Genomic DNA, 22,375 nt, shown 5'->3' on the forward strand with positions numbered 1-22,375 from the left:
GCACCGATAAATGAATTTTCAACCACGTCTTCGAGCGAAGGTATTTTTAAGGATTTTCAAGATGGTGACAATCTCGAATGACTCCTCTGTTAAGGACTATCGGCGAGTGTATTCTCCTATTTCTTTGCGGGGAACTGACTGTCAGATTAACTCCCAAGTTTCGCTGGCTGGCCAGACTTCTTTTCGAGTCGGCGGCCCTGCCCAGTGGTACGTCGCTCCCCGCAGCATGGAGGCTTTGCAAGCAAGTTTTGCCTGGGCACAGGATGAAGGGGTGCCGGTGACTCTGTTGGGTGCGGGTTCTAATCTGTTGGTGAGCGATCGGGGTTTGTCGGGTTTGGTCGTCGCCACTCGCTACCTCAAGCAAGTGCATTTCAATGCAGAAGCAGGTCAAGTTACTGCCGGGGCGGGGGAGTCAATTCCCCGCCTCGCTTGGTTGGCGGCTAAACGGGGCTGGAAAGGTCTAGAATGGGCTGTCGGTATACCGGGCACCGTGGGAGGGGCTGTGGTGATGAATGCAGGCGCTCACAGGGGCTGTACTGCTGATATTCTGGTCAATGCTCGCCTGCTATCCCCCTCCGGTAAGGTGGAAATTTTGACTCCCCAAGAGTTGGAGTACCGCTACCGGACTTCGGTGCTGCAAGGGGGCGATCGCCTGGTAACAGAAGCGACTTTTCAGTTGCAGCCGGGATTTGACCGATCGCAAGTAATGGCCGTCACTAATGAAAATTTCAGCCAGCGGCGGACAACTCAACCTTACCACTTACCGAGCTGTGGCTCAGTCTTCCGTAACCCCGGCCCCAAGACGGCAGGTTGGTTCATCGAACAAGCGGGACTGAAGGGATATCAGATCGGTGGCGCACAAGTAGCTCAGCGCCATGCTAATTTTATTCTTAACTGCGGGTCAGCAACGGCAAATGATATTTTTCAAGTGATCCGCCACGTTCAACAGCAAGTCGAGCAGCGGTGGTCGCTGTTGTTGGAGCCAGAAGTTAGAATACTGGGAGAGTTCCCTTTCTAAGGCATCATTGAAGTAATACGAAAGCGGCAAACTGCCAGCCCACACACCATCACAAAGTAATTATGACAAAATCAGGACAAGGATTTGGCTTCGGCCTGGGCAAAATGAAAGAACTGACTGAAGCTTTCAAAAAAGCTCAGCAAGTTCAAGAAGGAGCTAAAAAGCTTCAAGAAGAGTTGGATGTAATGGAAATTGAGGGAACTGCCGGCGGCGGCTTGGTCAAAGTTTTTCTCAGCGGCAACCAAGAACCCCGCCGAGTCGAAATTGCACCGGATGCCCTCGGTGAAGGTGCTGATGTGGTTTCTGAACTCGTCACCGTGGCGATGCAGGATGCTTACACTAAGTCTACGGCTACGATGCGGGAGAAAATGGAAGAACTGACCGGCGGACTGAATCTCCCCGGTTTCTAAGCCCTTGGTCAGTTGGCAGTTGACTGTTGACTGTTGGCAGTTGGCAGTTGACAGTTAACTGTTGGCAGTTGGCAGTTGACAGTTGGCAGTTGGCAGTTGACAGTTGACAGTTGGCAGTTGGCTGTGAAGATTAATGTTATTAGTTATTAGTAGCCCCAAGCGAGAACTAATAACTAATGACTAATGACTAATGACTAATGACTAATGACTAATAATATCGTTTCCGGTTGCATCGGAATAATAAAATCGAGTCAACAGTTAACACTCAACAATTCAGTTTTTTGACCCGCCCGTCAACAATCAACAGTCAACAGTCAACAGTCAACAGTCAACAGTCAACAATCATGTATGAGTGCAACCGGAATTTATATAACTAATGACTAAATTACTATTTGTCTGCCTGGGAAACATCTGCCGATCGCCCTCAGCAGAAAATATCATGGATCACTTAATCGAAAAAGCAGGTTTGGGCGATCGTATCACCTGCGATTCCGCCGGAACAGGTGGCTATCACATTGGTAGCGCCCCTGACAGCCGCATGACATTGGCTGCGAGGAAGCAAGGAATTGAATTGTTAGGCGCAGCCCGTCAATTTCAAAGGAAAGATTTTGAAAATTTTGATTTGATTCTGGCGATGGATCGGGACAATTATCAGAATATTCTTGCTCTCGACAACGCGGGAAAATATCAAGATAAAGTGCGGTTGATGTGCGATTTTTGCCAGAAATACGACCTGAAAGAAGTGCCAGATCCTTACTACGGCGGCCCGGATGGATTCGATCGGGTAATTGATTTGCTGATGGACGCTTCGCAGGGTTTGTTGGAGTATGTTATCAGTCAGGAACAATTAACAATTAACAATTACAATTAACAATTACAATTAACAATTCCCAATTCCCAATTCCCAATTCCCAATTACCAATTCCCAATTCCCAATTCCCAATTCCTAATTCCCAATTACCAATTACCAATTACCAATTCCCAATTCCCAATTCCCAATTCCCAATTCCCAATTCCCAATTCCCAATTCCCAATTACCAATTACTGACTAAATGGTGTTCCATCGCAAAGCGAACGAGTTCTGTTCGGTTGCTGCTTTCAGTTTTTCTGAACAAGCTGCTGACGTGCTTTTCGATGGTGCGGGGACTGAGGTGCAGCCGAAGGCCAATTTGAATATTAGAAAGACCTTCTGTCAGCAAATCTAGCACTTGTTGCTCTCGCTGCGTTAAATTCGGAGCATTTTGGCGGGGAGAATAGCCATCGCCAGTTTCTGACTTTTGAGTTAAAAAATTGGCTTCAGGGTGGTTGGTGGCTCTGTGGCGTGCCTCTGTTGACGTAGATTCTGATTCCGAACGAGAAGATGCCTGAGCAATGAGAGCGTAGCGATCGAGCAAAGAGCGAATCACCACCCCCAACACCTGTAGTTCAAAAGGCTTAGCCAGAAAATTGTCGCACCCCATCTGATAGCCCCGAATCCGTTCCTCAGTGCTCGTGCGTTCCGTCAAAAAAATCACCGGTAGCAAACGAAAAGCGGGACGAGTCCGAACTCGCCGCACAAATTCGTAGCCATCCATTTCGGGCATTGTAATGTCGGTGACAATCAAGTGGGGCTGAAATTCCTGTACCAACCCTAAAGCTTCTTTGCCGTTCTCAGCAGGAATTACAGAGTATCCGGTAATTTCCAGATAATCGGTAATCGACAGGCGAGTCGCGAAATCGTCGTCAGCAACCAGAATCGTCAGGGGCATGGGGAGACATTAAAAATTAAACATGAAAAATTAAAAGTGAAATTACTCACTTTTAATTCTTAATTCTACTGTTTAATTCTCTTTGTGACTTGCGGTTAAAGTAGCAGGTTGCGCTAATTTCCCCTCCAAAGCTACGCCGCGCCCGTTGGCTGCCAAATGTCGCAGAATTTTGTAAATTGTCTCGATTTGCTCTGGTTTTCCGGCTTGTTTGGCTATTTCTGCTACAGACAGAGGTGCATGAGCATCTGTGAGCACTTGCAGTACCTGTTTTTGCAAATCCAATACAGCAGCGGCAGCTTTTTTGCCTGCTTCCACGCCCGGTTGGTGATAGGCGTTGACATTCACCAAGGAACCGTAAAAACCTACTGCTCTTTCGTAGAGGGCGATTAATGCTCCTACTGTCCGAGGGGTGACTTGGGGAATTGTGACAGTAATTGAATCTCGGTGATTTTCGTGCAAAGCTTGTCGAGTTCCCTGCAACAAACCAGACAAATAATCTCCAGAAGTAACACCTGTTTCTACTTCTGGGGAAATGCCTTGCCTGTCTTCCAATACTTCGATAAATGTGAGGAAGAAATTCGGTACGCCTTCGCGCAGTTGCTGGACGTAGGCGTGTTGGTCGGTGCTGCCTTTGTTCCCGTAGACTGCGATTCCTTGATGAACTGTGTTGCCTTCTAAATCTTTTTCTTTGCCTATAGATTCCATGACTAATTGCTGCAAATAGCGGCTGAATAATAGCAGGGAATCTTTGTATGGCAAAACTACCATATCTTTTTCGCCGCGTCCGTTGCAGGCAAAATACCAACTCATCGCTAAAAGGGCGGCGGGATTGTTTTTAATTTCGGGAATTCTGGTAGCTTCGTCCATGACTTTAGCGCCGTCTAGCATGGCCCGAATGTCGATGTTTTGCAAAGCTGCGGGCAAAAGTCCTACTGTTGAGAGTTCTGAGGTGCGTCCTCCCACCCAGTCTGACATGGGGAAGGTGGCAATCCAGCCTTGGGATTTTGCTAATTTGTCTAGTTTGCTGTCTGTGCCGGTGATGGCAATTGCTTGTTTGGCGAAGTCTAGTTTTTGGGCGGCGAAGGCTTTTTGAACTTCGATGGTGCCGTTGCGGGGTTCGGGGGTGCCGCCGGATTTGGATATGGTAATTACTAGGGTGCTACTGAGTTTGTCTTTGATTTTGTTGAGGATGCGATCGATCCCTGCAGGATCTGTGTTGTCGATAAAATGAATTGCTAGGGGCGGGATGTCTGGGGATAGAGCTTCGGCGACAAATTGGGGGCCGAGGGCGGAACCGCCGATGCCGATCGAGATTATGTCGGTAAATTGCGGAGCAAAGGGCGGTTTGATTTCGCGGTTTTGAACTTTCTTGACAAATTCTTCGACTTGTGCAATTTCTTCAATTATTTGTTGTTTTAATTCTGGAGTGGGAGCCAAATCGGGGTTTCGGAGCCAGTAGTGACCCACCATGCGGTGTTCGTCGGGATTGGCGATAGCGCCTGATTCCAAAGCTGCCATGTCTTTGAAAGCTTTGTCAAATTTGGGTTTGAGTGCTGTTACGAAAGCGTCGTCAAATCCCATGCGGCTGATATCGAGATAAAGTCCCAATCCAGAGTGATAGTAAAGCCAGTCTTGGTAGCGTTGCCAGAGTGCTTTGGCGTCCATAGAATTCTCTAAAATTTTTATAATGTTCGATCGTCGTCGGGAATCAACCAATTGTAGTTTAAAACGATGTTATGTATAGTTTTTGCAGAATCCCAATAAAATTTAAGTATTTGTCCTAGGAAGGCAAAAGGCTGGGTTCGGCAGAATTCAACAATAAAAATATGACTTGGGCGGCATTTTTGGTAGGTCGATCGCCCATTGATGGCTAAGCCCCATAGATAGATATAAACTCAAGCGATAGCCGCAAATAGATTTAAGTGTTGTCTGGGTTCGGCTTTGGGTTCTGGTTTGACAATACTCGAATTCGGGCGATCGCCCGCAGTAAAATAGACATTGCAGTCTGGTTAAGTATTCTTTTCGCTGTCCTAATGTCCGCCTCCATACCCGCGATTGCAAAACTGTGCGGCTGCTGAGAAAACTAATCTCAAGCAAGAGCGATTGCTTGAGATTAGTTTTGTAATGACAGTAGCACAAGTGATTTGCTGCCAATGATATCATGTCATGTCTGGTCGATTACCATTACAAAAACTGTTAGCGCGCCTACCAGAGTACGCAACTTAAGAGCGGACTTAAGTCCGCACTACGAACCTTCCTTGGTTATTTGGGATAATCTACTGAAAATGAGAACGCTCAATCTTCGGCTCAAGATTTGGCTAATAACTGAAAAAATATCTTAGTTGTAGTAGAATATACAGATATTAGAATTAAAGTGCGATCGACTATGCTTACTTTATCTCCAGAATTAAAAGAAAGATTAGCAACTCCGCTCAAAATAGGCGATTTGGAAGTAAAAAGCCGCGTCCTGCAATCGCCCTTATCAGGTGTTACTGATTTAGTATTTCGCCGTTTGGTGCGCCGCTACGCCCCGGATTCGATGATGTACACCGAAATGGTCAACGCTACGGGTTTGCACTACGTGAAGCAATTGCCAAAAATTATGGAAATCGATCCAAACGAACGCCCGATTAGCATTCAATTATTTGACTGCCGGCCGAATTTCTTGGCAGAAGCGGCGCAGAAAGCCGTAGCAGAAGGAGCGGATACTGTTGATATTAACATGGGCTGTCCGGTGAACAAAATTACTAAAAACGGTGGCGGTTCTTCGCTGCTGCGAGACCCGGAAACGGCCGAGGCAATTGTGCGGGCGGTGGTGGAAGCTGTAAATGTTCCTGTGACTGTTAAAACTCGCATCGGTTGGACTGACCAAGAAATTAATATTTTGGAATTTGCTCAGAGGATGCAAGATGCGGGAGCAAAAATGATTACTGTGCACGGTCGCACTCGATCGCAAGGTTACACCGGCCCGGCAAAATGGGAATGGATTCGCCGCGTTAAGGAAGTTTTATCGATTCCTGTAATTGGTAACGGGGATATTTTTTCAGTGGAAGCTGCGGTGCGGTGTCTTCAAGAAACCGGTGCTGACGGAGTGATGTGTTCGCGGGGGACTTTGGGCTATCCTTTTTTGGTGGGAGAAGTCGATCATTTCTTGAAAACTGGTGTGGAAAAGATACCTCCGACACCAATTGAACGACTCGAATGTGCTAAAGAACACCTGCGGGCTTTGTGGGAATATAAAGGTCAAAGCGGTGTGTCTCAAGCGCGCAAGCACTTAACCTGGTATGCTAAAGGTTTCCCAGGCGCTGGGGAATTGCGGGGCGTGTTGGCGGTGGTAGAAACGGTGGAGCAAGGTTGCGATTGGATCGATCGCGCGATCGAACAATTACCCGCATAAACCAGATCCACAGTCGATTTTAGATTTTAGATTTTAGATTTACTCCACAGATGGATCTAATATCTGGAACAAAAGTCTAAAATTTCGATCTATCCACGACGCTTGTACGTGGATAGATCTCCGTTTTTGGGCGGAGTAAAACAGCGGTAACAGAAACAAAACCCGACGCAAGCGGGCTTAGATTTAAGACACAGCTAGAAATTTGTGTATGGGGAAAGTATGGATTCATTAAAAGGGCGAGATTTATTAAGTCTGGCAGATTTAAGTATTGACGAATTAAATTATGTGCTGGATCTAGCAGCCAGTTTAAAATCGGGAATGGTCAAGCTGAAACGCACTAAAGTTCTCGGCTTGTTATTTTCTAAAGCTTCAACCCGAACGCGGGTGAGTTTCACGGTGGCAATGTACAAGTTGGGAGGGCAAGTTGTTGACCTCAATCCGAACGTTACGCAAGTCAGCCGTGGCGAACCTTTAGTCGATACAGCCAGAGTTTTAGACCGATATTTAGACATTTTGGCGATTCGGACTTTCGATCAAAAGGATTTAGTAACTTTTGCAAATTATGCCAAAATTCCTGTAATTAATGCGCTGACAGATGATGAACACCCCTGTCAAGTGTTGGCGGATTTAATGACAGTTAAAGAGTGTTTTGGCAGGCTGGAAGGAGTGACATTAACTTATTTTGGCGACGGCAACAACATGGCTAATTCCCTGATGTTGGGCTGTGCTATGACGGGAATGAATGTCAGAATTGCTTGTCCTGAAGATTTTCGTCCTAATCCTGAAATTGTGGCAAAGGCTAAGGCAATTGCTAATGGAAAAACAGAAGTTACAGTAACTTCTGATGCGGAAGCGGCGGCTAAGAATGCTCAAGTAATTTATACTGATGTTTGGGCGAGTATGGGACAGGAAGAAGAAGCTAAGATCAGGATTCCCTTGTTTGAGCCTTATCAGGTAAATGAGCGATTGCTGGAGTTTGCCGATCGCAATGCAATTGTACTGCACTGTTTGCCGGCACACCGGGATGAAGAGATTACGGATGCGGTGATTGAAGGTTCGCGATCGCGCGTTTGGGAGCAAGCAGAAAATCGGATGCACGCTCAGCAAGCTTTGCTGGCGGGAATTCTAGAAAGCGATTAAGTTTGTAGTAAGGACTTCATTCCTTAAATATCTCCCCAGTAAATATGTCGCCAGTTCGGCAGTCCGCCAGGGGTTTAAACCCCTGGTTCAAAGCTACAGATTAAATACTTGTCTCCCTCTTCTCTCTCTGCGCCCTCTGCGCCCTCTGCGGTTAATAAAAAAAACCAGTAAGCTTTTTAATTGAGTATAATTGGCGGCAACATTTGCTGAATTGCGATATTAAAAGCAGGAAATTGCAGCGGTGAAATACTCGCGCTTTCCCCCAGAATTATTTCGCTTTGATACCCGTCTTCAGTCGGTTCTCGAAAAACGTGCAGTTGTCTGTCATTTACATTTAATATCCAATAATCGGTAATTCCCGATCGCGCGTAGATTTTGGCCTTAATTTCGCGATCGTAAGCCAAGCTGCTGTCTGCCACTTCGATAATTAGATATACTTCAGAGGGAGTCGGATGGTGAGTGGCGTAGTCCAAGGGATCGATTCTGACTACGGCGATATCAGGTTCTGGTTCGGAATTGTCATCGAGGGCGATCGGATCTTGAGTATAGACAGCAGCCAGGTTTTCGAGAATATCGCGCAGAAGCGTCGCAGTGCGTCTAGTGGCAGAAGTGTGGGCAGTTCCTTTGGCACTCATTTTGAGAATATTTCCTGAAATTAATTCAACTCGTTCCTCTGGGTGAAAAAACCCGATTTCTCCGAGTTTTTGATATTCTTTAACCGTCCATTTGCGGAGCGTGAAAGGGGCTTCTGTTGTTAGCATATCTCGATTGATAAATTTATAATTTGATTGTAACGTAAAACCCACAGTAAACTGGTTTCCAGGCAGAGCCTGGAAACCGATATCTAGAGGCTCTGCCTCGGAAGCTTTTATGGAAATTGGAGGCAGAGCCTCCGGATCTGCGTTACCAGGCAGAGCCTGGTAACGAGTAGAAGTTGAAAGTTTACAAGCTGGCGAAATTCACTTTTGTTACTTCACCGGCGACAACATCAACTGTTTGTTGAACCTGACTTCCATCAACTTTCAACTGATATGAACCGGGCGAAAGCTCGATCGCCCCAAACCATCCTTTACCATCGGCACGCAGTTGCCGCACCTGGCTGCTAGCATCGATCGCCTGCAAAGTCAAACTCGCACCGTCGCAAGTTCGTTCGCACTGCTGCAAATTTCCGGCGATCGCCCCAGCAGTAGGCCGCGACTTCCAAGGCATATCGGGAACCGCTGCCGGCATGGCCCACACCGGCTGAGTTTCAACCGTTCTGCCCGTAGCGCCGTCAACGTATTGACTCGGCTGTGAGAGGGCGGTATAAAACCAATCATTGCTTTGGGAGATGTATTTCCAAGGCTGGCGGGGCAAATCTCGGCTGCTGCGGCCCGATCGCAGTTCGACGTTTGTGTAAACGTTGCTGCTAGCGTAGGAATACAGGACAGTACCCGCAAGGTGATTTCCAAGCGCTGAGGGGGCTTCGGCGCGGCGGACTTGCGAGAGAGTGTCTTCGATGTAGTTGAGGTAATTGCCGGGGCCGATCGCAATTTGGCGGTTGTACTGGTGGTCTTTGGCGTACTCGATCCAGTTGTCATAAGCGAGTTTTTGCGATCGTTTGTACTCGCGCTGGTAAGTCATGGGCATCGCCATGTCGAGAATACCTTCTTCCAGCCAAGCGCGCCAATCCTGCAAAACTTCTTTGTAAGGTTGCGTTTGCATCCAGTCGCGATCGCTTTTCGGGCCGTCTCCCCAGGCGATGGTGGCGGCGGTAATTTTCACGCGCGGTTTAATCGCCATCGCTTCTACATAAAGCTTCCGCACTAAATTTGTCACTTGTTCGCGCCGCCACTGCATCCACAGGGGATCTGTGGGTGCGGGTTTGCCGGTGCGCCCGTTTTGCTGGTTGAAACGGGCGATCGAAGTAGGATTGTAGCCCCAATTCGGGCCGCCGTAGCGGATGTAATCCAACTGTACGCCGTCCACATCATAGCGCTTCAGCAAGTCCAAATACACGGAAACAGTATAATCTAAAGCGTCTGGATGGCCGGGATCGAGGAAACCGGGCGATTCCCCCCTGGAAGTCAGCATCGCCCAATTATCTCTGCCCGCGGCTGAAGATCCGTGTTGTTGCCAAACATGACCGGCGGGAAGTTTGCTGCCAGAAACCACCGGCAGCGTCACCATCCAAGCGTGGACTTCAATGCCTGCGGCGTGGGCTTTGTCAATCAAATCTTGGAGGGGATCGAAACCGGCTGGAACGTTGGGATCGGTGGTGCGGGGTTCGATCGAACTCGTATAAAAAGCATCGCCTCGGCGGCGGACTTGGGCGACGATCGCGTTAGCATTGGCCCGCTGTGCGTCTGCAATCAACTTGGTGACTTCTTGAGGCGTTTTGAAGCCTGGGTTGAATGCGTCCACCCAGAAAGCCCGAAATTCGGCGGTTTGCGGCGGAAGTGTGGCGATCGCCCGGTTTGGGAGGTTTGAGAACCAGCCGGGAATCAGCAGAAAACTAATTGTTAAGCCGATCGCGAACAGGCTTGACAAAAAGAATGTTTTGTGTTTACGCATGAACAATGTGTGAGAGAGCGTTGAACTGTCTTTTACGGACTTTTGGTCTGAGAGTCCGGTTGACATTTTCGCACATCGGTGCAAGTTGGGACGAAAATAAGCTCAATTGGCGATCGAAAACATCACCTAATTTTCTGGATACTTTCTTGATGTGTGAAGGACTCGGAGAATTTCTACGCTTTCTTCTTTTACTCGATAGACGATAAGATAAGATGTATTGGAAATGACAAGTTCTCTAGTAGATTCTACGCGACCAATTCTGCCCGTAAAAGGAAACTCTGCGAGTTGACCTGCAGCACTCTGAATCCTTAAAATTAATTGCCTTGCTGCCTCTGGATTGTCTTTGACAATATATGCGTGAGCCTGTTCTAGATTTCGCAAAGCTTGTCGCAGCCACTTAATTTTCATTAGTCAATTTGGCAAAAACTGCTTGGACTTCATCATCGCCGGCAAAGTCTCCAGCTTCGGCCTCGGCAACACCTTTGTTAATCTCATCTAGCAGCCATTGATAAATCTCCAGATAAGAAGCGATCGCTTCATTCAAAACATAACTGAGATCCCGATCCATAACAGTAGCGATCGCCCTCAGCGCCTCTTTTTTTTCGCTATCAATTGGAAACGTCACATTTTCTTGATTCATGGCTGCCTCTTGCTGTTAGGGGAAGAGATTAGAATGCTACCATGATAGCCTATAGATCCCAATTTGGGACGAAAATAAACTAAACTGGCGATCCTCTTCGTTGGCGCAGCCCCCGCAGGGGCGGGCTTCACTAACGCACTTTTCTTAACAAATGATAGCACCACAATTTCCAACCCTAGCCATTCCGGGCGACAGCAACACAACAGCCAGCAATTTACTCGATCGAGTAGACCTCCTGCGGTTAGAAGCAACCCAAAAATTGCAGCAAAACCAGAGAGGAGAAAAAGGACAATTCTTGACACCTTGCTCCGCAGCAAGTTTGATGGCGGGAATGTTTGAATTCAAGTTTCCCGATATATCATTATTAGATGCAGGTGCAGGTATTGGTTCCCTTATAGCAGCCGTTGTTTGCGAGCTTTGTCAGCGCCCCAAAAAACCGCAAACCATGCAGGTAACAGCTTATGAAATTGATATTATTTTGATTGACTACCTCAAACAAACCTTAGAATTGTGTAGAATTGAATGTCAGAACTTTGGCATAATCTTTACCAGTCAAATTTGCAGAGTAGACTTCATTCAAGAAACTGCTGAAATGTTGAATCCCAATCTATTTATCAACTCAAAAAAACTGGAATTTACCCATGCAATCATCAATCCTCCCTATGCTAAAATTAACGCTAAATCTCAAGCCAGAACTTTACTGCGTTCTATAGGAGTAGAAACCGGCAATCTCTACACTGGTTTTATGATTGCCGCTGCTAGCTTGCTCAAACCAAACGGTGAATTAGTATCGATTACTCCCCGCAGTTGTTGCAACGGTTTATACTTTCGAGATTTTCGTAAAGTCTTCCTACAAATGATGGCTTTACGTCAAATACATATCTTTGAATCGCGACAGGAAGTATTTCGCGATGATGCTGTTTTGCAAGAAACAATTATTATTCGCGCTACCAAACAAATAGAAAAGCCAGATACTGTAACGATTACCTCAAGTAACGGTGCTGATGACGATCTAATTTTGTGTCATAATATACGATATACTGATGTAGTTAACCCCAAAGATTCCGATCAATTTATTCGGATTTTGCCAGATGCCATCAGCCAGCAATTAGTTGAGCAAATGGCTCAATTTACTTGCACGCTAAAAGAATTAGGTTTAACAGTTTCCACCGGAAAAGTTGTAGATTTTCGCGTTGGTTCTGACTTGCGGCTAGAACTAGAAAAAGATGCAGTTCCACTGATTTATCCAGGACATTTATCGGCTGGGTTTGTTGAATATCCCACCGCCACAAAAAAGCATCAAGCTTTAGCAGTCACCGAAAAAACTGCTGCACTCCTCGTACCCAACGAACATTATGTTTTGACCAAGCGCTTCTCGTCAAAGGAAGAACAAAAGCGAATTGTTGCAGTTGTTTGGGATTCCCACAAAATTAATAGTTCTAGCGTTGGTTTTGAAAATCATTTAAATTACTTTCACCAACAAGGACGCGGATTAGACCTCACTCTGGCGCGGGGATTGACTGTTTATCTAAATTCGAGTTTGGTAGATGGGTTTTTCCGGCTGTTCAACGGACACACTCAAGTTAATGCTACTGATTTACGCAATTTGCAGTATCCTAATTTAGAGCAATTACTTTTATTGGGCGCTCAAATAGGAGAAATATTTCCTACACAGCGGGAGATTGATGAACTTGTTGACAGACAACTGCAGAAAGCGGCAAATTCTGGATTTATATAAAGTCTGGCGATCGCCCTTCATGTTAAACTTTTTGCCAGCTCATTTTCTGGAAAATATACGGTAATTAAGACTCAAGACTGTAAACTGTTTTAGGCGTCAACTGCAATATAGCTAATTCAAGACTTGCGCGCGGGTGGTCAGAAACCGGGTTTTTTGCAAAAATCTTTCGCACTCGTCCACAGATTCGGTTAAAAACCCGGTTTCTTTGGCTTTAGCGCATCCGAAAGATAGAGTGTGCGCGTAAGTCCTATAATTGCAATTCTCAATTCATTTCAACGTGAATCTATGCAACCTATCGACTGGTTAATTGTCCTACTTTACCTGATCTTCTCCCTATCGGTGGGCTTATATCTCTCCCGCAAAGGGTCGAAGAGTATGGTAGATTTTTTTGTATCGGGTCGATCGCTTCCTTGGTGGCTGGCTGGTAGCAGCATGGCGGCTACCACTTTTTCCATCGACACTCCCCTCTACGTTGCTGGAATAGTCGGCAATCGGGGAATTGCTGGCAATTGGGAGTGGTGGAGTTTTGGCATTTCTCACATTATTATGGTGTACGTTTTTGCCAAAATGTGGCGGCGTTCTGAAGTCATTACCGATGCGGAACTGACAGAGGTTCGCTACGGTGGCAAAACGGCGGCTGTTTTGCGGGCTACAAAAGCATTTTTGTTTGCTGTTCCTATCAACTGCATCGGTATCGGCTACGCGATGTTGGCCACGGTGAAAGTTGTAGATGCTTTGCAAATCTGGCAGGGTTTTGGGATTGAACCGGGACAAAATCTCAAGTTTTTGAGCGTTCTCGGTATCAGTGTTTTAGTGTTAATTTACGCTGGTTTTGCTGGTTTGTGGGGCGTGGTTGCTACTGATTTTTTTCAGTTAGTTTTGGCACTTGTGGGGGCTGTTTTAGTAGCATTTTTTGCTCTCAGCAGCGATCGCATTCACGGAATTCACGCCCTGATTCCGGCAGTACAGCAGGCTACAAAACAGGATATTTTATCATTTTTTCCCTTTAGTATTGGGTCTGGTGGCTTTCGGTGGAGTGAGGCGGCTGGCATTACTTCAAGCACATTTTTAGCTTATCTTGGCGTTCAGTGGTGGTCGTGGCGGCGCAGCGACGGCGGCGGTGAATTCATTCAGCGTTTGATCGCTGCGAAAGATGAAGCGGAGGCGGAAAAGTCGGCTTGGCTGTTTAATATTTTGAATTACGTGGTGCGGCCTTGGCCTTGGATTATTGTAGCTTTGGTGGCGATCGCAGTTTATCCTGATTTACAAGACCGGGAATTGGGCTATCCCAAATTGATGTTAGATTTTTTGCCGCCTGCAGTTTTGGGGTTAGTAGTCGCATCGCTGCTGGCTGCTTTTATGAGTACGGTTTCTACTTCAATTAACTGGGGCGCTTCCTTTGTAACTAATGATTTGTATCTCCGCTTTGTCAAGCCCGATGCTACTCAAGACGAACTCGTGTGGGTTGGTCGGCTTTCTTCGATTTTTGTGACTGCTTTGGGTGCGGTGGCGGCTTATTTTGCACAGGATGTGGCGACGGTTTTTCGGTTGGTAATTGCGATCGGTACTGGTTCGGGATTGGTGTTAATTTTGCGCTGGTTTTGGTGGCGAATTAATGCAGCGGCGGAACTGACAGCAATTCTCGGCGGTTTTGTGGTGGGTTTGACTACCAGTTCGGTGCCGGCTTTGCAAATTCAAGACTTTGGTTTGCGTTTGATGTTTATTACGGTGACAGTTGGCATTCTGTGGATCGCGGCGATGCTGCTGACTCCCGCAGAATCTGACGAGACTCTTGATGAATTTTACCGCCGCGTGCGGCCGGGCGGGCCTGGTTGGAAAAGACAGCGCGATCGCACTGGTTTAGAACCGATTCAAGATTTAGGAACTGACCTCAAACGGGTAGTAGCGGCGATTGTATTAATGTTTGGGTCGATGTTGGCGATCGGCGGATTTTTACTGCTTCAGCCGCTAACTGGATGGGTATCTTTAACCGCTGCTGTTGTCGGCGGGATGTGTTTGCGACAGCTAAATAAGATCAAGGTTTTACCGATGCCGAGGCCCGGACTGGATGATGTAGATTAGGGAATAACGAAGCGCGATCGGCAAGGTTTGTAGTGCGGAATGCGAGTCCGCACTACAAACGAAATCAATCGGTGCTGGCGGCGCACCCTGCATGATTAGCCAGCAGCCAATTAAATCGAAATAAAATCGCTAGCTGTTAGCGGACTCCTGGAAATGCCGGGAATACTGGCAATAACTTCGCCGCTGCTGGCAATTTCGATCGTTGTTGAAACATCGCCTTGAGTAACTCTCAATTGGTTGAAACTCAAACCTTTGGTCAAACCTATTAAATCTTCGCCGCTTTGAAAGTCTATAAGTAAGTCTGTACCCGCGCCTGCTCCTAACACCAATACGTCGCGTCCGCTGCCACTAATTAAGAGATCGGCACCCAATCCACCAACGAGTGTATCGTCCCCATCTCCACCATCCAAATTATCATCTCCTTTGCCGCCAAATAGCTGATCGTTGCCGGTGCCACCGCTGATAATATCATTGTTGCGACTGCCGATGAGAGTGTCATTTCCCCCGTTACCAATAATAATATCGTCGCCGCCAAAACCTATGGCTGTATTATTGGCATCGTCGCCTAATAAATAATTAGCTTGAGATTGGTTGAGAGCATTTTTGATGGTAAGAATGTTTCCGAAAAATGTGGCTCCCGGAGCGTTTCTCGATTGCTCGAAGGTGCTGCGCGATTGCAGTGATGCTCCCAATTCTGGCAGCACAAAGTCTATGCCAGCTAGCAGTTCTAAATAATCTGAATCTGTAAAAGTAAAGTCTGGGCTACTCAATTGGTTTGCAGAAATTTCTGTTTGAGTAAAACCGAGAGGAGGAGTTGTTAATAAACCTGTTTGCGTGTGCTTTTCTAGAACTAATAGCGGGTTAATAATCGGGTTGGTAAATGTTTGTAAAAAAACTTTTCCTGGCAGAAAAGCTTCTCCTCCCAAACTCACAAAGTCGCCGCTAACAATGTAGTGAGTTACATTTTTGCTGGTACCGGCTTTCTGTGTAAAAGTATTGACTGTGCTCCGATCGACTCCGGGAGAATTGAATGTCACCACATCTCCGATCGCAGATGTGAATTCGCTGGCGGCTAGCTGGGTTAAGGCACCGCCCAAGCTGTGTCCGAGAACGTCTGGCGGCAAGCGGTTGGGGTTTTTTGCTGTATTTTGACCGATTTCTGTCAGCCAATTTCCTAGGGCTTGTTTGTTGGCTTCAAATTGGTTGAAACCGATGCCTCGCGGGTCTGTGTTGGCAACTTCGTCGAGCGGTTGGTCAACGCCACGAAATACGAGAACTGGCGGTTTGTCTGGGGTGGTGGATATTAAGCCGATCGCGTGAAACCCAGTTGTAGGATCGTCAAAGGTGCGATCGATTTGGTAGCCGGCAGCGCTCAAACCAGTTTGAACTACAGTTTGAAACTGGGGGTTGTTATCTATGTAAGCAACTTGTTTCGCTAAAGTTTCGTAAACGGCGGGGGAAGAAGGCATATTTTTTATTTCCTGTGTTTGAATCGGGAATTAGTTTTTAACCTGGTTAATTCATTTTACTGTAAACTGGATTAATTAACAATATTAATTTATTCAATTTTGCAATTATAAAATTATCAAAATAACAAAGCAAGCCAACCGAATTTAGTAAAAATTATTACTTGTTTTTTACTAAATTTGGCTCGCTTTTACGATATCCAAACTACAAATTTTTATCGCACTAAAGCTGCACAAAATCAGACTGAGTAATCTCGCTAGCCGACACGCCTGTGAGAGTAGCCAGAATTTCGCCAGTAATTGGGATAGAAATTACAGCTCCCTCACCACCTTGGCGGACTATAATTAGAGGAAAAGTTAGCCCCCGCGATAGTGCAATTAAATCTTCACCCTTTTTAAAATCGACAATTACATCGCCTCCGCCGCCGGATTCCAATACAAAGCGATCGCGCCCCGCACCGCCGATCAAAATATCGTTGCCAAACTCGCCGGACATCAAATCGTTTCCGTCGCCACCCTCCAAATAATCGTTATCTCTGCCGCCGTACAAGAAGTCGTCACCCTCATCACCGGTGATGCTGTCATTACCTCGATTTCCTCTGAGAGTATCGTTACCTCTGCTGCCGATCATGGTATCCTCGCCCTTGCCACCGGTAGCAGTATTGTTGCGAATGTCGCCCAATAAATAATTTGATTGCAGAGGAGCTAAACCGTATTGTATTTCTCTGATTAACTGCACAAAAGAAAATTCTGGTGCTGTTCTCAAACTCTCTACACCCGATCTCTTTCTCATTGCTATTGACACACTGGGCAGGGCAAAATTTAGCGCTGCGATAAATTCGTTAAAATCGGAGTCGTTGTCGTTATAAGCAAAGTCGGGTTTGTTTAAGTCTTCGACGGAAATTTGCCTCTGGAAAAAATCTGCGGGCGGAGCGCTTAATAAATTTTCTGTTCGATGTTTTGCCAAAACAGTTAAGGGATTAATGCTCGGATCGGTAAAATTTTGGATAAATACTTTTCCCGGTATAAATGCTTCGCCAAACAAGCTGACAATATCTCCGCTGACAATGTAGTGATTGACATTTTTGTTGCCAACTCTGCTGAGATTTTTCCGAAAAGCGTTGAATGTAGTGGTTGAGACTCCGGGAGAGTTGAAAGTAAATATGTCGCCGGTGATAGATGTGTATTCGGTGGCTGTGATTTGAGCGATCGCTCCGCCCCAACTGTGACCGACGATATCGGGCAATAATTTGCTGGGGTTTTTAGTAGTATCTTGACCGATTTCTGTGAGCCAGCTTTTGATGCTATCTTTGTTTTTTTCAAATTCTGGTAAGCCGATGTCGCGGGAGTCGGAAAACATAGCATCGCCGTCGATGAAATCTGTACCTCTAAATACGAGGACTGGCGGATTTCGGGAGTCGGAGGAACCGAAGCCGATCGCATAAAATCCAGTTTCTCGGTCGTCGAATATGCGATCGATATAGTAGCCGTTAGTATCCAGGAAACGCACCACGTCATTCTGCGCGTTGGGCTTTTCATTCAAAAAAACAATTGACTTAGCTAGAGTTTCATAAACTGCTGGCGAGGCACTCATAATCTTATATTTTGTGTTTGTTGGTACTGGCGATCGCTCTTTTTGAGAGCTAATTGTCTAATGGCAGCATTATAGCTGACAAGATTTGTATGGTACAATTGATAAAATCAACTCAAGAATTAAGTTTTTGCGGTTATGGCTATCATTCGTCAATACATTGCTCCCTTTATAGCGATATTAATATTTTTCGTAGCTCTGGTATCAGTCAGCGCTCGCATCTTTTTGCCGGCTGACATGGCTGCCCCGGCACCGATTGAGGAAGAGATCCCCCAAAAGCAAGCGGCAGTAGTGAATCCAATTTTCTTGGGCCTAAATGATGTCGCTCTCGGTGTCCGAGTCCGTTGATGTCTGCTCAACTAATACCGGGCTACGCGCTGCGATCGGGATCGGGACTCGATCGGGCAAAACTTGTAAAGTTCCTGCACCGGACTTACGGAGAACTTTACCCCGATCGGGAATTGGGACATTTGTCTCAAACTGTCGAACAGTATTTTTCTAACCAGACGCCGCTTTGGTGGATAGAGTGCCTGAAAAACACCCCCCAAGAGCAAGAAAATTTGCCCGTGCTGCCTTCGCAGTATCTCAATCCCAAATCTCCAGCGCTAAATCCCCAATCGGTTGTCGGATGTTTGTGGCTGGGAAATGCGATCGACCAAACCACTGGATTGCGCCACGGTCACATTTTTTTGCTATACATCGCGCCGGAACACCGCCGTCAGGGACTCGGTGCAGCTTTAGTGATTCATGCTGAAAATTGGGCGCGTTCTAGGGGCGATCGGCAAATTGGTTTACAAGTTTTTCTGAGCAATCAGCCTGCTATGAATCTCTATCAAAAGTTAGGCTATCAAAGCCATTCTGTCTGGATGAACAAATCACTTTGACCGAAAGCATCCAGGATACAAGCCCCCGGATTCATCCGTGGAGAAATAAAAAACCTGTATCCGATGAAACTTGCCCCCCGAATTTATCCGTGGGGTCAATGCTTCAATTCTAAAATCTAAAATCTAAAATCTAAAATCGATTGACGGCTGACTCAGTTGCACCCGTAGCATCCTCAGTGCGGTAAAGTTTTTTTATGAACAATAACGAGTACCCCAACGCCCTTGATACTGAGACGGAACTGGAAAGCCCTTTGGATCAATTTGACGAATCCGAACCCCCGCTGCCAGATCCAGAGGAAATGCTGCCTTTGCTGGAATCCCCGGAACCTCAGCACCGGATGATTGCGGCGCGGGCTTTTTGCGAACTGCAGGACGATCGCGCGATTTCGCATTTAATTAATTTGTTGAGAGACGGTTGCCCCTTGGTGCGGGTAAGCGCGTCCTATGCTTTGGGGCGAAATCCGAGTCCCGATGCTGTGGAACCGCTAATCGAGCAGCTTAACTGCGACTGGAACGGTTACGTTCGCAAAGGGGTAGTTTGGGCCCTGGGAAATTGCAGCGATCCCCGCGCTTTGCCATCTTTAATTGATGCTTTGAGAACTGATATTTCGGCGGTGCGTTTGTGGGCGGCGAGTTCGCTGGGTCAAATGGCAAAAGTTGGTTACTATGTGGTGATTGCAGCGATTCCGCCGTTGATTGAATCGCTGCGGGGAGATGCTGTATCTGCTGTGCGGAGCAACTCTGCTTGGGCGATCGGACAACTGGCGCGGGAATTGCCGAATAATGTAGTGTACGCTGGGGCGATCGACGCTTTAATTGAATCTTTAGAAGAAGATGCAGATATGGGCGTGCGAGAAGATGCAAAATCTTCCCTGTTGCGAGTCGGCGACCCGCGCGGATTGCAGATAATTGAAGATTTAGAAATGGAAGGAATTTTGTGATCTAATTATCGCAATAAAATACCGATTACTAATTCCCTTACCCGCGAGCGATTATGACATTCATCAATCCTAAAACAGATTTTGGCTTCAAAAAGATTTTTGCTTCGCCTCAGAGCAAAGAAGTTTTGATTAGCTTCCTGAATGCGATGCTCTACAACGCACAGCCGACAATTCAAGATTTAGAAATCATCGACCCCTACGCCGCACCGACAATTAGTGGTTTAAAAGACACTTACCTCGATGTCAAAGCCAAAATTACGGGCAACAAAACTGTCATTATCGAAATGCAGGTAATTAATGTAGAAGCTTTTACTAAGCGCGTCATATACAATGCAGCCAAAACCTACGCGACTCAGCTCAAACCGAGAGAAGGCTACTCAAAATTAAATCCTGTGATTGCTTTAACAATTACAGATTTTGTGCTGTTTGAAAATACCGAAAAATTCCTCACCCATTTTGTTTTTAAAGAAGTCGAAGAAAACATCGAATATTACAGAGAAATAGAATTATTTTTTGTAGAACTGCCGAAATTTAATAAAGAACTGGAGCAAGTCGAAAACCTGATTCAAAGCTGGGTTTATTTTATCAAAAACGCTACTAAACTTGATGAAATTCCCGAAAAATTTGCATCAATACCAGAAATTAATACAGCTTTTTCCATCGCCAGCAAAACTAATTTAAGCGTTGATGAATTAGCCGAATTAGAAAAGCGAGAAATGTTTTTTGAAGACCAGCGCGGTGCTATTACTAAAAGCCGCAAAGAAGGCATAATTGAAGGACAGATAGCATTAATTCTGCGTCAAATAGCGCGGCGCACAGGTGAGGTTTCGCCGGAAATTCAAACTCGCATCCAGCAGCTATCTCTCGAACAATTGGATGATTTAGGTGAAAATTTGTTGGATTTTAGCAGTCAAGAGGATTTGATTGCTTGGCTTGAATCGGTTTCGGGATGAATCTCTACACTCATTTAGTTCGATCGAGAGGACTTGAATCTTCTTTTTGTCTTTGAGTCCATCAGGACTAAAGTCCTTACTGCAAACCGATTTTATTGTTTGTATAGTAGCGGTTGAAAGCGCGATCGTCCGATCTAATCTCACAAGTCAGGTTCCCGATCGCCACTCCCCGCCTTTACCTGAGAGAAACCGGGTTTTTTACCAAATCTGCGGGTATAAACCTATATTTTCCCAAAAAACCCGGTTTCTGACTGTATCGCAAATCCCAAATCCCCAATCTACAATCCCAAATCGTCCGATTTGCCGATCGCGATTCCAGCCAACCACGCCGTAGTCCAAGCACTTTGGAAGTTGAAACCGCCCGTCACGCCGTCGATATCCAAGATTTCGCCAGCAAAGAAAAGTCCGGGACAGCGGCGGCTTTCCATTGTCTTAAAATCGACTTCTTTGAGGTTGACACCGCCGCAGGTGACGAATTCTTCCTTAAATGCGCCTTTTCCAGCAATCTGATATTCGCCTTGAATGAGTTCTAGCAGGAGGCGATCGAGGATTTTGTTGGATAAGTCGGCCCAGCGTTTTTGTTCGTCAATGCCGATCGAACTTGTCAAACGTTCCCAGAGGCGGCGCGGTATTGGAAACGGACAGCTAGAGGCGATCGATCGGTGCGACAACTGCGACTTAACCGCTAGCAGTTGCTGCCGCAAAACCTCCGCATTGTACTGGGGCAGCCAATTAATCAGCACAGATGTTTTATAATGGCGATCGTGCAAAAATCTCGCACCCCAAGCCGAAAGTTTGAGTACAGCAGGCCCGCTTAAACCCCAGTGAGTAATTAGCAAAGGCCCGCTTTGTTCTAATTTAGCTCCCGGCAATTTGACCTTAGCATTAGGAACCGAAATTCCGGCTAAATCTTTGATTCTGCTGTCAGAAATATTAAAAGTAAATAGAGAAGGAACGGGCAGTTCTACAGTATTACCTAACTCTTTTGCCCACTTATAACCCGATGGATTGCTGCCTGTAGCGAGCAGAATGCGATCGCACTTAAATCTCTCCCCCGATTTCAACTCAATTTCAAATCGAGTTTCATCCGTAGGGGCGATATCCCCTTGTTCGCACTCTGCGTTATTGCCAGTTAATTTCGTTACAGAAACTACTGCATCGCCCGTGCGAATTTTTACCCCCGCATCCTCAGCAGCCCGGATCAAACAGTTAACAATTGTCCCCGAATCATCTGTAATCGGAAACATTCGCCCGTCTTCTTCGGTTTTCAATTTCACACCGTGACTGGCAAACCAATCAACAGTATCGCGGGGTTGAAATCGAGTAAAAGCACCGCGCAGAGCTTTCCCTCCTCTGGGGTAATTCTGCACTAAAACACCGGGGTCAAAACAAGCATGAGTGACGTTGCAGCGCCCGCCGCCAGAGATGCGAACTTTTGCCAGGAGTTGCCGGCCAGCTTCTAGTAAAGTGACGCGGGCATGAGGGTAGGTTTTGGCGCAGGTAATGGCACTAAAAAAACCCGCTGCACCGCCACCTATGACTGTAATTTTGAGGATTCGATCGGACAAATTTTTTCTCGCTTATTCTTCTGGTTCAAAATCGGATTTTGCCGCCCCGCAAGTGGGACAAACCCAATCGTCGGGGATATCTTCAAAGGCAGTACCGGCAGCTATGCCTCCGTCGGGGTCGCCTTCTGCTGGATCGTAGACGTAAGCGCAAACTGTACAAACGTATTTTTGCATTTGCTTAACTCAATTTTAGATTGTCAGCCTATAGATTGTACTTGACAACGCAACCTAGTGCAATACCACTTT

20 protein-coding genes are annotated in these 22,375 nt (G+C 46.3%); 10 read left to right on the top strand and 10 right to left on the bottom strand.

Annotated features, from left to right (window positions below; all coding sequences use genetic code 11):
* The first annotated feature begins 61 nt into the window (after positions 1-61).
* The 3 genes from murB (at position 62) to QUB13_RS06070 (ending at position 2,299) form a co-directional block, all read left to right on the top strand.
* On the top strand, positions 62-1,018 hold the full coding sequence (gene murB, locus QUB13_RS06060) for a UDP-N-acetylmuramate dehydrogenase (RefSeq protein ID WP_194070034.1): 957 nt from the start codon (positions 62-64) through the stop codon (positions 1,016-1,018).
* Between the two features lie 62 nt (positions 1,019-1,080).
* Positions 1,081-1,428, top strand: a complete 348-nt coding sequence (locus QUB13_RS06065) for a YbaB/EbfC family nucleoid-associated protein (protein WP_194009747.1) — start codon at positions 1,081-1,083, stop codon at positions 1,426-1,428.
* A 376-nt stretch (positions 1,429-1,804) separates the two neighbouring features.
* A complete protein-coding gene (locus QUB13_RS06070) occupies positions 1,805-2,299 on the top strand; it encodes a low molecular weight protein-tyrosine-phosphatase (RefSeq protein WP_333091627.1) in 495 nt (164 codons plus the stop codon).
* 163 nt (positions 2,300-2,462) lie between these two features.
* Here QUB13_RS06070 and QUB13_RS06075 read toward each other — a convergent pair whose 3' ends face one another.
* Positions 2,463-3,176 (bottom strand): response regulator transcription factor, encoded by a 714-nt coding sequence (locus QUB13_RS06075; RefSeq protein ID WP_333379694.1) that lies wholly within the window; start codon positions 3,174-3,176, stop codon positions 2,463-2,465.
* Positions 3,177-3,248: 72 nt separating this feature from the next.
* Positions 3,249-4,841: a glucose-6-phosphate isomerase gene (locus tag QUB13_RS06080; protein ID WP_333379695.1), complete on the bottom strand. Its 1,593-nt coding sequence runs from the start codon at positions 4,839-4,841 to the stop codon at positions 3,249-3,251.
* A gap of 721 nt (positions 4,842-5,562) precedes the next feature.
* On the opposite strand from QUB13_RS06080, the gene dusB reads away from it, so the two are divergent.
* Positions 5,563-6,573 (top strand): tRNA dihydrouridine synthase DusB, encoded by a 1,011-nt coding sequence (gene dusB, locus QUB13_RS06085; RefSeq protein WP_333379696.1) that lies wholly within the window; start codon positions 5,563-5,565, stop codon positions 6,571-6,573.
* Positions 6,574-6,792: 219 nt separating this feature from the next.
* On the top strand, positions 6,793-7,713 hold the full coding sequence (gene argF / locus QUB13_RS06090) for an ornithine carbamoyltransferase (protein ID WP_333091619.1): 921 nt from the start codon (positions 6,793-6,795) through the stop codon (positions 7,711-7,713).
* Between the two features lie 176 nt (positions 7,714-7,889).
* Here the strand turns inward: argF and QUB13_RS06095 are convergent, their stop codons facing one another.
* The 4 genes from QUB13_RS06095 to QUB13_RS06110 form a co-directional block, all read right to left on the bottom strand.
* Positions 7,890-8,474: a Uma2 family endonuclease gene (locus QUB13_RS06095; RefSeq protein ID WP_333379697.1), complete on the bottom strand. Its 585-nt coding sequence runs from the start codon at positions 8,472-8,474 to the stop codon at positions 7,890-7,892.
* 181 nt (positions 8,475-8,655) lie between these two features.
* Positions 8,656-10,242 (bottom strand): family 10 glycosylhydrolase, encoded by a 1,587-nt coding sequence (locus QUB13_RS06100; protein WP_333379698.1) that lies wholly within the window; start codon positions 10,240-10,242, stop codon positions 8,656-8,658.
* Positions 10,243-10,392: 150 nt separating this feature from the next.
* Entirely contained in the window at positions 10,393-10,674 is a 282-nt protein-coding gene (locus QUB13_RS06105) for a type II toxin-antitoxin system RelE/ParE family toxin (RefSeq protein ID WP_333091614.1), read from the bottom strand.
* Positions 10,664-10,906 (bottom strand): CopG family ribbon-helix-helix protein, encoded by a 243-nt coding sequence (locus QUB13_RS06110; RefSeq protein ID WP_333091612.1) that lies wholly within the window; start codon positions 10,904-10,906, stop codon positions 10,664-10,666. The genes QUB13_RS06105 and QUB13_RS06110 overlap by 11 nt, the downstream gene beginning before the upstream one ends.
* 151 nt (positions 10,907-11,057) lie before the next feature.
* On the opposite strand from QUB13_RS06110, the gene QUB13_RS06115 reads away from it, so the two are divergent.
* Both QUB13_RS06115 and QUB13_RS06120 read left to right on the top strand, forming a co-directional pair.
* Positions 11,058-12,644: an Eco57I restriction-modification methylase domain-containing protein gene (locus QUB13_RS06115; protein WP_333379699.1), complete on the top strand. Its 1,587-nt coding sequence runs from the start codon at positions 11,058-11,060 to the stop codon at positions 12,642-12,644.
* 285 nt (positions 12,645-12,929) lie between these two features.
* Complete coding sequence (locus tag QUB13_RS06120) at positions 12,930-14,726, top strand: sodium:solute symporter family protein (RefSeq protein ID WP_333379700.1); 1,797 nt, start codon at positions 12,930-12,932, stop codon at positions 14,724-14,726.
* 110 nt (positions 14,727-14,836) lie between these two features.
* Here QUB13_RS06120 and QUB13_RS06125 read toward each other — a convergent pair whose 3' ends face one another.
* Entirely contained in the window at positions 14,837-16,195 is a 1,359-nt protein-coding gene (locus QUB13_RS06125; protein ID WP_333379701.1) for a calcium-binding protein, read from the bottom strand.
* Positions 16,196-16,415: 220 nt separating this feature from the next.
* Positions 16,416-17,786, bottom strand: coding sequence for an Mbeg1-like protein (locus tag QUB13_RS06130; protein WP_333379702.1), 1,371 nt, complete (start codon positions 17,784-17,786; stop codon positions 16,416-16,418).
* A gap of 344 nt (positions 17,787-18,130) precedes the next feature.
* Here QUB13_RS06130 and QUB13_RS06140 point away from each other — a divergent pair, with 344 nt between their 5' ends.
* The 3 genes from QUB13_RS06140 to QUB13_RS06150 all read left to right on the top strand — a co-directional run bounded on the left by QUB13_RS06140 (position 18,131) and on the right by QUB13_RS06150 (position 20,561).
* Positions 18,131-18,667: a GNAT family N-acetyltransferase gene (locus tag QUB13_RS06140; RefSeq protein WP_333379703.1), complete on the top strand. Its 537-nt coding sequence runs from the start codon at positions 18,131-18,133 to the stop codon at positions 18,665-18,667.
* 194 nt (positions 18,668-18,861) lie between these two features.
* A complete protein-coding gene (locus QUB13_RS06145; protein WP_333379704.1) occupies positions 18,862-19,608 on the top strand; it encodes a HEAT repeat domain-containing protein in 747 nt (248 codons plus the stop codon).
* Between the two features lie 53 nt (positions 19,609-19,661).
* The gene (locus QUB13_RS06150) at positions 19,662-20,561 is read left to right on the top strand and encodes an Rpn family recombination-promoting nuclease/putative transposase (RefSeq protein ID WP_333379705.1); all 900 of its coding nucleotides are present in this window, start codon (positions 19,662-19,664) and stop codon (positions 20,559-20,561) included.
* Between the two features lie 278 nt (positions 20,562-20,839).
* Here the strand turns inward: QUB13_RS06150 and QUB13_RS06155 are convergent, their stop codons facing one another.
* Positions 20,840-22,117 (bottom strand): NAD(P)/FAD-dependent oxidoreductase, encoded by a 1,278-nt coding sequence (locus QUB13_RS06155; protein WP_333379840.1) that lies wholly within the window; start codon positions 22,115-22,117, stop codon positions 20,840-20,842.
* A gap of 24 nt (positions 22,118-22,141) precedes the next feature.
* Positions 22,142-22,303 carry a rubredoxin gene (gene rd, locus QUB13_RS06160; RefSeq protein WP_333379706.1) on the bottom strand — a complete coding sequence of 54 codons (162 nt, stop codon included), beginning with the start codon at positions 22,301-22,303 and terminating at the stop codon, positions 22,142-22,144.
* Positions 22,304-22,375 lie beyond the last annotated feature (72 nt).

Source organism: Microcoleus sp. B4-D4 (genome assembly GCF_036705185.1).
Classification (GTDB): Bacteria; Cyanobacteriota; Cyanobacteriia; order Cyanobacteriales; family Microcoleaceae; genus Microcoleus.